14 protein-coding genes and 1 pseudogene are annotated in these 13012 nt (G+C 63.0%); 4 read left to right on the forward strand and 11 right to left on the reverse strand.

The window, feature by feature from the left end; all coding sequences use genetic code 11:
• Positions 1-64 precede the first annotated feature (64 nt).
• Positions 65-505, reverse strand: coding sequence for a hypothetical protein (locus tag ACUN0E_RS31785; protein ID WP_445569064.1), 441 nt, complete (start codon positions 503-505; stop codon positions 65-67).
• A gap of 272 nt (positions 506-777) precedes the next feature.
• Between ACUN0E_RS31785 and cydX the strand changes: the two genes are divergently transcribed.
• Positions 778-918 (forward strand): cytochrome bd-I oxidase subunit CydX, encoded by a 141-nt coding sequence (gene cydX, locus ACUN0E_RS31790; RefSeq protein WP_408510271.1) that lies wholly within the window; start codon positions 778-780, stop codon positions 916-918.
• Positions 915-1535, forward strand: a complete 621-nt coding sequence (locus ACUN0E_RS31795) for an AAA family ATPase (protein ID WP_408389018.1) — start codon at positions 915-917, stop codon at positions 1533-1535. The genes cydX and ACUN0E_RS31795 overlap by 4 nt, the downstream gene beginning before the upstream one ends.
• Positions 1536-1687: 152 nt before the next feature.
• On the opposite strand, the gene ACUN0E_RS31800 is transcribed toward ACUN0E_RS31795, so the two are convergent.
• From ACUN0E_RS31800 to ACUN0E_RS31810, 3 genes and pseudogenes are all read right to left on the reverse strand, one after another.
• Positions 1688-2785 (reverse strand): saccharopine dehydrogenase family protein, encoded by a 1098-nt coding sequence (locus tag ACUN0E_RS31800; protein WP_408223329.1) that lies wholly within the window; start codon positions 2783-2785, stop codon positions 1688-1690.
• A gap of 222 nt (positions 2786-3007) precedes the next feature.
• Positions 3008-3465 (reverse strand): annotated as a pseudogene (locus tag ACUN0E_RS31805) (Lrp/AsnC family transcriptional regulator).
• An 88-nt stretch (positions 3466-3553) separates the two neighbouring features.
• Entirely contained in the window at positions 3554-4438 is an 885-nt protein-coding gene (locus tag ACUN0E_RS31810) for a LysR family transcriptional regulator (protein ID WP_445569065.1), read from the reverse strand.
• Between the two features lie 187 nt (positions 4439-4625).
• Between ACUN0E_RS31810 and ACUN0E_RS31815 the strand changes: the two genes are divergently transcribed.
• On the forward strand, positions 4626-5126 hold the full coding sequence (locus ACUN0E_RS31815) for a Spy/CpxP family protein refolding chaperone (protein WP_445569066.1): 501 nt from the start codon (positions 4626-4628) through the stop codon (positions 5124-5126).
• Between the two features lie 210 nt (positions 5127-5336).
• Positions 5337-5774, forward strand: coding sequence for a PGDYG domain-containing protein (locus ACUN0E_RS31820; RefSeq protein WP_408521230.1), 438 nt, complete (start codon positions 5337-5339; stop codon positions 5772-5774).
• 127 nt (positions 5775-5901) lie between these two features.
• Here the strand turns inward: ACUN0E_RS31820 and ACUN0E_RS31825 are convergent, their stop codons facing one another.
• The 7 genes from ACUN0E_RS31825 to ACUN0E_RS31855 form a co-directional block, all read right to left on the reverse strand.
• Positions 5902-6270, reverse strand: coding sequence for a DUF3022 domain-containing protein (locus tag ACUN0E_RS31825; protein WP_408223339.1), 369 nt, complete (start codon positions 6268-6270; stop codon positions 5902-5904).
• A 100-nt stretch (positions 6271-6370) separates the two neighbouring features.
• A complete protein-coding gene (locus tag ACUN0E_RS31830) occupies positions 6371-7183 on the reverse strand; it encodes a YhfC family intramembrane metalloprotease (protein ID WP_445569067.1) in 813 nt (270 codons plus the stop codon).
• 60 nt (positions 7184-7243) lie between these two features.
• The gene (locus ACUN0E_RS31835; protein WP_445569068.1) at positions 7244-8509 is read right to left on the reverse strand and encodes a LacI family DNA-binding transcriptional regulator; all 1266 of its coding nucleotides are present in this window, start codon (positions 8507-8509) and stop codon (positions 7244-7246) included.
• On the reverse strand, positions 8506-9471 hold the full coding sequence (locus tag ACUN0E_RS31840) for a 2-hydroxyacid dehydrogenase (protein ID WP_445569069.1): 966 nt from the start codon (positions 9469-9471) through the stop codon (positions 8506-8508). Before ACUN0E_RS31840 ends, ACUN0E_RS31835 begins: the two co-directional genes overlap by 4 nt.
• Positions 9472-9475: 4 nt before the next feature.
• Complete coding sequence (locus ACUN0E_RS31845) at positions 9476-10765, reverse strand: MFS transporter (protein WP_408223347.1); 1290 nt, start codon at positions 10763-10765, stop codon at positions 9476-9478.
• Between the two features lie 239 nt (positions 10766-11004).
• Positions 11005-11988: a sugar kinase gene (locus tag ACUN0E_RS31850; protein ID WP_445569070.1), complete on the reverse strand. Its 984-nt coding sequence runs from the start codon at positions 11986-11988 to the stop codon at positions 11005-11007.
• 165 nt (positions 11989-12153) lie between these two features.
• Positions 12154-12927, reverse strand: coding sequence for a sugar phosphate isomerase/epimerase (locus ACUN0E_RS31855; RefSeq protein WP_445570558.1), 774 nt, complete (start codon positions 12925-12927; stop codon positions 12154-12156).
• Positions 12928-13012: the final 85 nt, after the last annotated feature.

Raw genomic sequence — 13012 nt, forward strand, 5'->3', positions numbered from 1 at the left:
CACGACAGCCGCCATGTTAAGGGCTGCGCGTGACCGTCATGTATCCAATTGTTAAAGCGCTCCGCTATCGCGCAACCCTGCGCAAAGCGACGCGGTGATCTTCCCCGAAGATGATCGACGCACGGTTCGTATAGTGGGTATCGGCCGTGACTGTAAAGCGCATTTCCACGACCGGGTCGAATTGCGTGGAGACGCCGATGCGGTGCACGCCCGGGCTCAGATAGAAGACCACATGTTCGCCGTTCATCAGATCGGTGACCTGCTCGCCGTCGATATACACCAGGGCATCGCGAAACCGGACGATAACGTCGCGGGAACGTTCGCGCCGCACATCCACCGCAACGAGGCCGGTTCCGGGCTGCGTATAACCGGGCTGGACGATGCGCGCTTGCGGCACCTCCTTGAACGGGACGGGTTCGGCAGGTGTGGCGGCGCAACCGGCGAACGACGCGATGGCAAGCGCAAGCAACGCGGCTTTGCAGTGGAAGTGCTGGCGCATCGGCATGCTGGGTCTCCCGTGTTATTGCTGGTATTGCTCTTGTTATAGGCGCATTGCGCCATCCCGGCCGAACGACCAGACTCCGCGTCCCCTCTTGCACAGGACCGTATTCTTCTTCATGATCGCTGCAAAGCGCTGCGTTGTGGGCGCTGCGCGCTGCGGATTTACCCTCAGATCCTCCGCGTGCCACTTTTGTCTGCCAGCAGGTGCTTCTCTGTGCCGGCTATGCGCCACGCTTCATCGCCGGCCTCGCCGGACATACGATCAAGGAGACTGCAATGTGGTATTTCACCTGGATTCTCGGCATCGGTGTGGCATTGGGCTTCGGCATCATCAATGTGATGTGGCTGGAAGCGAGCGGCAAATTCGCGCGTGACCCGCAGCATGCCGGCACGCCGCCCGAGGACACGTCTGCGTGACGCATCTGGTTTTCTTCTGCGGTCACGCAGGCACCGGCAAAACCACCCTGGCGAAGAAGCTGATCGGCCCGCTCATGCAGGCGAGCGCGTCGCCCTTCTGCCTGCTCGATAAAGATACGCTGTTCGGCGGCTACAGCGCGGCCGCCATGGCCATGCTGACCGGCGATCCGAACGACCGCGACAGCCCGCTTTTCCTGCAGCACCTGCGCGATCCCGAATACCGCGGCCTGCTCGATACGGCGCGCGACAATCTCGAACTCGGCATCAGCGCGCTGGTGGTCGGGCCCCTATCGCGCGAAGTGCGCGAGCGGCGCCTGTTCGATCGCGCCTGGCTGGGTATCGGCGCGCACGTGGCGCTGCGGGTGGTGTGGGTCACCACATCGGAAGAGATGGCGCATCAGCGAATTGTCGATCGCGGCAATCCGAACGACACCTACAAACTCGCGCATTGGGACGAGTACCGGCAGCGCCGCTTCCTGCCGGGCGGTGATATTTGCGAAGACCTGTTGATGTTCGACAACACAGCGCCAACGCACGCGGATTACGAAGCGTTGCTCACACGCATCGTAGGCGACCCGTATGCGTCGTCTGCGATGCTGCCGCCGCTGCCTGTGTAGCACGGGCGTTTCAAACGCAAAAACGCAAAACGCCCCGCATGGCGGGGCGTTCATAAGACGGCCTTCTGCGAGGCCTGCTTCATTACTCGCGGCAGCCATTGCCACGTCGTCGCACGGCCCCCGGTTTTGAGCCTCAACGCGACAGCCGCGGCCTACACCGTCGCCATCGCATCCAGTGACTGCCCTTCGTACAACTGGCCAAAGCGGTTCGCGAGGAAATCGCGCAGCGACACCTGCTCCTGACGCACGAAGCCGCTTTGCGGCAGTTTCTGCTCGCGGAACAGATCGAGCACCGCGCACATCGCGCCGGCCGTGGTGATCTGGATCGCACTCATCGCCACGCCACACACCGTCTTCGCGAATATCTTGCGGGTGAAGACTTCCTGCACCAGTTGGCCGTCGCGCATGCCGCTCACTGTGATGAACACCAGCACGACATCTTGCGCAGTCGCGGGCACCGAGCGGCGCATGATGGTCTTGAGCGTGTCGCGGTCGCTCGAAAGACGCAGGTCTTCCAGCAGGAATTGCATCAGGTTACGGTGGCCCGGATAGCGCACCGACTTGTAGTCGAGCGATTCGACACGGCCCGACAGGGTTTCACATAGCGTACCCAGGCCGCCGGAGGTATTGAACGCCTCGTACTCGGTACCGTCGAGCGAGAAATGCTCCAGGCCTTCGAGCGGCTGCACCCATTGCGTGCGGCTGTCGCGGATCGCTTCGCACGGCTGACAGTACTCGTTGATCAGACCGTCGACACTCCACGTCAGGTTGTACTTCAGCGCATTGGTCGGGAACTCCGGCAGCGCGCCGACGCGCATCTTGACGTCGCGGATTTCAGTGAAACGGTTTGCCAGTTCGTGCGCGGCGATGCCGATGAAGCCCGGAGCGAGACCGCACTGCGGCATGAAGGCGTGATCGGCGTCGTCGGCGATCGCGCGGATCGCGCTGGTGGCGCGTACGTCTTCGGTCAGATCGAAATAATGGACGCCCGCGCCCTTGGCCGCCGCGGCCACGTTCACCGCGAGGTAATACGGCAGCGCGTTGACGAGCGCGTCGAAGCCCTGAATGGCGGCGCGCAGCGCGGCGGCGTCGGCCGAATCGACACGGCGGGTCGGGATACCCTGGGCGGCGAGCTTATCGAGCGCGTGCTGATCGCGGTCAAACGCGACGACGTCGTAGTCGCCGGTTTCACGCAGCATGTGGGCGATGGTGTGACCGATCAAACCTGCGCCAACAATGGCTACTTTCATGCGCTTCTCCTTGTTCTGTGTGCTGTCTCCAGCTTGGAAAGTGCGCGGCGCTTAGGCGCTGCGCCCGGCGGGCTGAACCCTTGAGACACAGTTTAGGGAGAAGCAAAAACAGTTCATACACGCAAAATGCTGCGCTATGACCATAAACTTCGACATTATGACGATCTGATTAGTCGATAAGTCGAAAACATATAAAAACAGCGTAAAAACTGGGCAGCGGAATCACGTCATGCCGCGGTCGACCTTGCGCGCAAGAATGATCGACGTCGTGGTTCGCTCCACGCCTTCCAATCCACCGATCTCATCGAGCAGATCGTTGAGGCGGTCGGGCGAATCGGCACGCAGCCACGCGACATAGTCGAAATCACCACTCACCGCGCATAGCAGTTCACCTCGGGCATCTTGCCGAGACGCTTCTGCACGGCCGGCCCGTACTTCGGCGCGATGATGATGCCGACGTACGCCTGGATGCTCGAGTCGAGCACGTCCTGGCCGAGCCGCACGCTATAGCCGCCGATCACGTTGCTGCGCTCGAGCCGCGCAATCCGGGCGATCACGGTAGTGCGCGCCACACCCAGTTGGCGCGCAAGATTGGCGACGCTCTCACGCGCGTTGGCTTGCAGCAGCGCAACGAGGCTGCGGTCGAGGTCGTCGAGTTGGTCGAGGCGCGGAGGTCTCATCGAGGGCGAAAGAAGTTGGTCAGCAGTGGGCGGATTATCGCGCGTCTTTGGCATCGTGCGGCAGGCAGCCGGCGGGAACGCCGAAAGATCACACCCCGAACCGCCCGATGACGAAATCGATGAAAGTGGTGAGCTTGGGCGTGGCGCGGCGATCGCGTGGGTAGACCAGATGGACCGGCGCACCCTCGGGAAGATAGTCTTCCAGCACCGACACCAGTTCGCCGCTCGCGATCTCTCTCGCAAGCAGCGCCTCCGGCTGCAACACCAGCCCGAAACCGCGCAATGCGGCAACCTTGAGCGCCTGGCCGTTGTTCGCCCGGAACCGTCCCGCGCGCAGCTGGTTTTCGTTCGCGTTCTCGCCGCCTAGCCGCCACAACCCCTCGCGGCCCCAGTGCAGAAAGCCCAGGCATTCGTGCTGCATGAGATCGGCCGGCGTGCGCGGCGTGCCGGCCCGTTCCAGATAGGCGGGCGACGCACACGCGCGCATCCGGTAAGGCTTCAACGGCCGCGCGACGAAACTGGAATCCGGCAAATGGCCAATTCGCACCGACGCGTCGAAGCCCTCTTCCACCAGGTCGATCACGCGATTCGACAGATCCAGTTCAAGGCTCACGTCTGGCCACGCGCTCAGGTAGTCGGTCATCGCCGGGGCAAAAACTTCGACACCGTACGTCAACGGCACCGTCACCTTCAGCACGCCACGCGGCGCAGTTGCCATTGCTTCGGCGAGCGACTCCGCCTCCTTGACGTCTGTCAGAATGCGCCGGCACTGCTCGTAATATTGCCGGCCGATTTCAGTCAGACTCTGACGGCGCGTGCTGCGCGTCAGAAGCCGCGTCGCAAGCCGAGTTTCAAGCGAGCGGATGTGCTTGCCCACCATCGCCGACGAAATGTCAAAACGCTCGGCAGCCGCTGTGAGACTGCCCGCCTCAACCACGGCAACGAAGATTTCCATGCTGACGAATTTGTCCATCCGCTATTTCCTGTTCGTTTCGGTTGTAAGCGTTTGTCGCACTGCAGCCGCATTGTAGGGATATCGTGATACAAATAGCGGCAACGGCGAAGTGGGCAGCCGGCCGCCTTGCGTCGCCATGGCGACGCGCATTGGGCCGCTCGCCATGCTCGCCTTGTCATAATTCGAACAGACATCAGGAGTTTCGATGAAAAAAGCACTCGTAATGCTGGCCACCGCAGTCGCTATGAGCGGCGCATTCGCACAAACTTCCGCACCGGCTTCGGCACCGGTTGCCGCCGCAGCTTCGGCGCCTGCCGCAAAAGCTGGCCACGAGCGCAACGTCGAAGACCGCATCGCCTACCTGCACAAGCAGTTGAAGATCACTTCGGCGCAGGAATCGCAATGGAGCGCGTTCGCCGACGTCATGCGCAACAATGGCCAGACGATGGGGCAGTTGTTCCAGCAGCGCAAGGCTGACACGAACCTGTCGGCACTCGACGACATGAAGCAATACGCGACGATCGCGCAAGCGCATGCGGACGGCATGAAGAAACTGGTCGATGCGTTCGATCCGCTGTATAGCAGCTTCTCGCCGGAGCAGAAGAAGCTGGCCGACGTGACGTTCCATCAGGGCGGCCCTGAAGGCGGCCATCGCCACCATGGCAAGGGCAGCAGCAAGAAGGCGCCGGCCGCAGCCGCCGAGTAAGTGATGCAGTTGTGAAGCCTTAAGAGCTTAATTGCGCGATTGATTGCGTAGCTGATTGCGCGCGGCGCGGGTTCCCGTGCTGCGCGCCCGGTTCTTGTGCCGCCGCCAGTGGCAAAAGAAGCCGATCTTCACATGCGTCTGGCATGATGCGAGTACGTCGGGACGTAACGTTCTGGCGCGGTTGTCAATATCTCCACACCGACTCGCTTCATGACCGAACTCAAAAATCTCGACCTGAGTAAAGATGCAAACGCCCGGCGCGTCGTCAAAAACGAAACCGTGAGCGTTGAATTCGCCGCCGCCGAAGGCGAACTGATGAGCCTGGAAGGCCCGAACCGCTATGCCAGCGGCGACGCGCTGATCACCGGATCGACCGGCGACCGCTGGGTCGTCTCACGTGAACGGTTCGACGCCAAATACCTGCCCGAAGACACCGCCCTCGCCCACGGCGAACCCGGTGCATACCGCAACCGTCCAGCCGTCGTGCTAGCCAAACAGATGAATGCAGCGTTTTCACTCGCCCGCTCAGCGAGTGGTGGCGACGTGCTGCACGGCGCGGCCGGCGACTGGATCATGCAGTACGCCCCCGGCGACTACGGCGTGGTGCAGGCCGCACGCTTCGCGAAGGTCTATCGGCTCGCCGATTGATTCGCAGCCGGTGGCTGACGGCTTGTGAACTCACGGCCGGTGAGTGGTGGCCGCCCTTGGCGGGTGAGTCCTGCTGCACCCGGGCCCGCCTTCCAGCCAATGGCCTGAAGGTCTTGAATCAACCGCTTCAGGCAAACTCGTCGCCGAGATCCACCGTCACGTCGCGCGCCACCGCCTCGCCGTTCGCATACTGCTCTTCGAGCGAGCCGATGCTTGCTTCGACATACGCCCGCAGCACCGCGAAACTCCGGCCACGCAAGCGCGCCGGCAACGCGCGATAACGCGCCAATGCCGTCGGCGCAATCACCACGGTCATCACGATACGGCGCGCGGCCGCACCGAAACGCATTGCGACCCAACGAATCGCCAGCGTCGGCGTGCCATCTTCGCCCGCCTGCTGGATGAACTGCGTCTGCTCGGGAAACAGATCGCTGATGACGCGCGCCAATTCCTCGAACTCGGGGTTCGCGCAGTCGTATTGGTAAGCTTCTTCCATGAGGTGTGCCGAAAGGATGAGCCTGAACGGTGTACCGAAAGGGTACGCCGAAAGTTAGTGAATCACGGATGGTCTGTGTAACAAGCGGCTCACAACAGGCTTACGCGGCAACCGCCGGGCGACGGAACACTCTGAACAACCCACCCGCGACAATCACCGCCCCCAGCGCATACATACCGTCCACTGCGGCGAGCGGCATGAGCTGCGCCTGAAACAACGCTGCCGGCACGTCGACCAGCGCGTGCAGCGCAATCGCGAGCGGCAGGATGCCGCGCCAGCCCGCCCGCACGCCGCGCCACATCAGCACCGACAAGCCGATCTGGAACACCAGCGCGGCCACCCGTTCGAGCGCGAAAATGCCGGCCGTCTGCGGCGTCAGGCTGGCAAGAATCAGGTGGATGCGCATCACCGAGTCGGTCGGCAGATTGCTCAGGTAGCCATCCAGCTCGCCGCGATTTTCGAAGACGGCAAACAGGATCCATTGAATCTGCACCAGCACACCGACGAGCCAGGCTTCAGCGCCGCCGTGGCCGAGGCCATAAGTCAGTGCTGTGCCGTCGCCCTGGCCCGCCACGGCGGACGCGGACTTCGCCGCCGCGCGCCTGAGCAATAGGCGCATCCCGATGAAACGCCCCACTTCCTCGCAGATACCCGCGACCAGCGCGCCGTACACCACGAAGGCGAGCGGATTGGACAGGAAGGTGGCGGTCGCTTCGTTCCGATGCAGCACGTAGTCGTTCAGCGCGCGTTCGATCACCATGGCGAACAGCGCGAATATGGCGATGCCGATGATCGCATCGCGGGGATTCAGCGCGAGCGGGCGGCGCAGACGACGGTAGATCAGGAACGGTAAGGCGGCGACAAACAGGGTCGCGACGGCGAGGCTCGAGAGAGTAATCGGTGCAACAACCATGAGTTTCCTTGCGATAACCGGCGCGCACCCGCTGCGCGCCGCAGCCCGAATGATCGCAGATCAGCGCGAAGTTGACGCGCGGACGATCAATTCGCCCGGCAAGAGGCAGTCGCGTGCGGTGGTTTGAATCCCTTCGATGCGCTCATGGAGGAACTCGACCGCGCGGTAGCCGATCTCGTAGGTCGGCTGACGAATCGTGGTGACACCGGTCAATTCGGCCCATTCGGGATCGTCGATCGACAGCAGCGCGACGCGCGCCTGCCAATCCGCGCCGTAGCGCGCTTTCAGATGCAAGGCGAGGCACAGCGCGACGGGCGCGTTCGCCGCGAACAAGGCGATGCGCCTGGCTTTGCCGGTGGCGTTAGCCGAGGCTTTGCGAGCGGCGTCGGTCGCGGCATTGCCTGTGGTGTCATCTGCGGAGTTACTTGTAGCGTCATCTAGGGTGTTGCGTGCGGCGCTACCTGTCGTCATGGCCCTGGCCATGGCGCCGCCAGGATCGCCGGCTGCATCGATTGCGCGGTCCAGTTCGGCAAGGGCGCGCTCAACGGCCGCAGGCTCCGTCAGGTTCAACACCAGCGTGTGCCCACGCGCGCCGCCGTTGCCGCCTTCACGCTTTCCGCGGTTTGTACCGCCTTCGCCTTTCCCGCTAATCCTGTCTTCGTGGCCCTCGCCGCCCGCTCCGCTCATCACCTCGCGAAACGCCGCCTCACGCAGTTGCCGCGAACTGACCTGCTCGAAGGGCTGCACGACAAACCAGATATCGTCGAAGCCGTTTTCGAGCAGATGCCGCGTGCCGAGTTCGGCGGCCGCCCGGTTGTCCAGCCCGACCATATCGGCGACGAGCCCATCGACCGAACGGTCGACCAGCACCGCAGGAATCCCCCCGCCGCCTACCGGCCGCAATGTTTCCTCGCGCACGCCGAGCGCGTTCACGATCACGCCTTCCACGCGATACGTGGTCAGCAGTTGCAGATAGCGCCGCTCCATTTCGACTTCATTGGCCGCATGGCAGATCAACGGCATCAGCCCGAGCGCGTGGCAAGCGGCCTCCACGCCCTGCAACACTTCGACGGTGTACGGGTTCGTCAGGTCGGCAAGCAGCATGCCGATCAGGCGATTGCGGCCACGCTTGAGGCCGCGCGCCATCTGGTTCGGCTGATAGTCGAGCCGCTCGATGGCAGCCTCGATGCGCGCGCGCAATTCCGGCGACAGCACGCTCATCTCGCCATTCAGGTAGCGCGAGATGCTAGTCTTGCCGGTACCGGCTTCGCGCGCGACGTCTGTGATCGTCGCGCGTCGGGCGGCGGCAAGCGGCGGCGAGCTCATTTTTTCAACACTTCGCGGTTGACGATGTTCGTCGCGAGCGTACCCGCGAGCGCGGCGACCAGGTTTTCCGCCGCATTGCGCGCCATCGCATGACGGGTCTCGTGCGTCGCCGAACCGATATGCGGCAGCGCAACCACGTTCGCCATTTTCAGCAGCGGCGAATCGGCCGGCAGCGGTTCGGTCTCGAACACGTCTAGCCCCGCGCCGTGAATCGTGCCGTTTTGCAGGGCTTCGATCAGCGCCTGTTCATCGACCGTGGCGCCGCGCGATGCATTGATCAGGATCGCGTTCTTCTTCATCGACCTGAACTCTGCCGCGCCGATCATGTGCTTCGTTTCAGGCGTAAGCGGCACCTGCAGACAGACGAAGTCAGCGGTAGCAAGCAGCTCCGCCAACTCGACGCGGCGCGCGCCGTACGCCTGTTCCGCCTGCGGATTTGCGCTGCGATTCGCGTACAGCACCTTCATGTTGAAGCCAAGCGCCGCGCGCCGCGCAACCGCACCGCCGATCCGTCCCAGCCCGACAATGCCGAGTGTCTTGCCCTGCACGTCGACGCCGAAATGCGCCGGCCCGATGCTGTGCTTCCACTCGCCGGCCTTCACCCAATCCGCCAGTTCGACTACCCGCCGCGCCGACGCGAGGATCAGCGAAAACACCGTATCCGCCGTGGACTCGGTCAGCACGTCCGGCGTGTGCGCGAGCACAATGCCGCGGCGCGTGAGGTCGGCAACATCGAATTGGTCGAAACCCACCGAGATGGTCGACAAAGCCTTCAGCCGGTTCGCGCCTTCGAGCATCGCCGGCGTGATTTTTACGCTCGAACCGATGCCGCCGTCCGCATCCTTCAACGCGGCGACGAACGTGTCGTGCTGCGCGGGGTCGACCTGCACGACTTCCGCATGCTGTTGCAGATACGCGAGCACATCCTCAGGCAGCGACTTCCAGGCGACGATCTTCTTCATCAGCTTATTTTCCTTGCAACGGTGTAGCGAGCGTGCCGGCCTGGGTCTGCGCCTGCTGCTGTGGTTTGACGATCAGCGTCAGAATCACGGCAGCGACCAATGCCACGCTCATGAAAGCATACGATGCCGCGGGCGAGCCGGTCGCGCCGTTCAGATAGCCGACCACGTACGAGCCGACGAACGAACCGAGCGCGCCCATGCTGTTGATCAACGCCATCGCACCGCCCGCGACGTTCTTCGGCAGCAGTTCCGGCACGATCGCGAAGAACGGCCCATATGGCGCATACATCGCGCCGCCGGCAATCACCAGCAACGCGTACGAAATCCAGAAGTGCGTGGAGCCGAGCGCGTACGACGCGGCGAATGCAACCGCGCCGACCAGCAGGAACGGCCACACGAACACTTTGCGGCGGTTGAGTTTATCCGATGCCCACGAAGCCGCAAGCATCGCAATGGTGGCAGCCAGGTAAGGCAGCGCCGAGAGCCAGCCGGTTTCGACCATGCCGAGCGTCGAACCGTTCTTCAGGATCGAGGGCAGCCACAGCACGAAACCATACACGCCGATGCTCCAGCAAAAATACTGCGCGCACAGCTTGATCACCGCGGGCGTGCGGAATGCTTCGCTGTAGTTACGCATCGGCTTGATCGCGGCCTGTTCGGCGCGCAGCGTTTCGGCGAGGTCGTCCTTTTGCTGCTGCGTGAGCCACGACACCTGCTGCGGCTTGTCCTGCACGATGAACCACCAGCACACCGCCCAGATGATCGCGGGCGCGCCTTCGGCGATGAACATGTGACGCCAGCCAAACGAATGCACCAGATAGCCCGACACCACCGACATCCACAACACCGTCACCGGATTGCCGAGAATCAGGAAGGTGTTGGCCCGCGAGCGCTCGCTCTTCGTGAACCAGTTGCTGATAAAAATCAGCATCGCCGGCATGACCGCGGCTTCGACCACGCCGAGCACGAAGCGGATCACCATCAGCGAGGGAATATTACTGACCATGCCGGTCAGCGCCGCGCAACCGCCCCACAGGACCAGGCTCCAGAACACGAGCTTCTTCACGCTGCGGCGTTCCGCGTAAATCGCGCCGGGAATCTGGAAGAAGAAATAACCGAGGAAGAACAACGCGCCGATCAGCGACGACAGCCCTTTGCTGATGCCGAGATCCTGGTTGATGCCGGCGGCCGATGCGAAACCGAAGTTCGCGCGGTCGAGATAAGCGAGGCTGTACGTGATGAATACGATCGGCATGATCGTCCACCAACGGCGAATCGCGAGCGATGAAGTCATGAGAGTCTCCTTTGTCGACCAGAGTTAGCGCTTTAGCGCTTACTCTGGTCCCATGCAAAGCGGTCGACCAGAGTTGGCGCAAAGCATTTACTCGGGTCTCATGCAAGATAGTTGCTAACGGCTTCCCGAAAACAATGATGGGCTGTCATGGGGCGCTGTTCGAGCGCTCTTGCTGTTATCGAGCTAGCTGATGCTGAACGGCGGAATGCCTGAATACGCAGGGCGCCGCTCACGCGCACTCAGGCCACGCTTGCAACGCGCAGCACATCGGTGCGTTCCAGCGCGTCGAGTTCGGCGCGGCTCGGCAAACCTTCCGAATCGCCGATCACCTGGATCGCCAGTGCGCCGATGCGATTGCCGCGCGCGACCGCTTGCGCGAACGGCTTGCCTTCGAGCAGCGCGCTGACCACGCCGACGGCGAAGCCATCGCCCGCGCCGACCGTGTCCACCACCTTCGCGACCGGTTGACCCGCGATCACAGCGGCATCGTCGGCGGTGCGGAAGTACGCACCTTGCGCGCCGAGCTTGATGATCACGCCGCGCGCACCCTGGTCGAGATAAAACTTTGCAATGTCGTCCGGCTGCGTGTAACCAGTCAGGAGTTCGCCTTCGCCGATGCCGGGCAGCACCCAGTCGGCCAATGCGGCGAGCGCATTCAAGCCTTCGACCATCGCGGCGCGCGACGGCCACAGCGTCGGGCGCAGATTCGGATCGAACGAGATGGTCTTGCCGGCGGCACGCATTTCACGCGCCAGATGGAATGCGAGTTCGCGCGAGCTCGCGGAGATTGCCGGCGCCACACCCGTCAGATGGAGATGGCGCGCGGACAGCACATAGTCGGCCGCGTAGTCGGCCAACGAGAGGTAGCTCGCCGCCGACCCTTTGCGGAAGTATTCGATGGCTGGATCGCTGCCGTCGTCGTTCTTCGACTTCAGCTGGAAACCGGTCGGGTAACGCTCGTCGGTGATGACACAGCGCTGGTCGATGCCTTCTTTCGTCAGCGTGTCGCGCACGTACTGGCCGAACGAATCGTTGCCAACCCGGCTCATCCAGCCCACCTTGAAACCCAGACGCGAGAGGCCGATCGCCACATTCAGATCGGCGCCCGCGACGCGCTTGGTGAATTGCCCGACGCCGGCGAGTGCGCCGGGTTCGGCGGCCACAAACATGGCCATCGCTTCGCCGTAGGTGATGACGTCGAGTGCTGCGGTTGGGTTGCTCATCCTTCGCTCCTGCGTGTTTCTGCATGTTCCTGCGTGTTTCTGTTCACTGCCTGTTCTTGCCTGTGCTGCCTTGCCTGCGCTTCCACCGATCTGCGTGTACTTCTACACGCGAGTTTCCGGCTGCGCGTTTCTTTGGCTACTGCTCTCTCAGGTCCTGCGCGCCGTTTACGCGGCGGCCAGCCATGCGACGTAGTGCGCCGCGTCCTCATCGATACGGTTTGCATCGAACGGAAATTCAATGCCGCGCGGCACGTGGCGCGGCAGCTTGTCGAGCACCGCGGCGAACTGCGTGTCGCCAGCGGCCGGTGCTGCGGGAAAGCGTCGTGCGCCCTCGCCCACCGTCGTCTTGCAATGGATGTATTCGACGTGGGCAGCCAGTAGCCCGGCGGCGTCGAGCGGCGCGACATTGCGCCATGCCCAGTTGCCGATGTCGAAAGTCATGCCCAGCACGCCGGCGCGGCCTTCGCGCGCCAACGCGTCGAACAGGCCGACGAATTGCGCGAGCGAGCCGCCCTCGGCCAGTTGGCCGTTTTCGACGACAAGCCGCGGGTTCGCACTGCACAGGTGGTTAGCAATCGCCGCGCCATTGGCCTCGGCGGCGAACCCGCCGAGTTGCAGCTTCACGAATCGCGCGCCGAGCGCCGTCGCTTCGTCGAGCGCGAGACGCAGTGCGTCGGCGTCGAGGTGTCCGTCGGACGTGTAGAGCGATGCAGGGGTCGAATACACCGACCACAAGCCCAGTTCGGCGATCGATTTGCCGAGCGCGCTCAATGCCTGCGGTGCCGCCTCGGTTTCGTTGGCGAACAGCTCGCGGCGCACTTCGAACGCTGCCGCGCCAGCCTGCCTGCTCGCGTCGGCCCACTTCAAATGACCGCCTGTGCGAACCGCGTCCATCCCGAATGCGCTTGCGACGATCACTACATCAACTGCGTCAGCCATGTCGAATTTACTCAAACCTGTCTCTTGATCGGCATCTGGAACCGGTTCCAAACACATTTCGAAAAAAAGCGCCGAAGCGCCTTGG

The organism is Paraburkholderia sp. D1E (genome assembly GCF_052682275.1).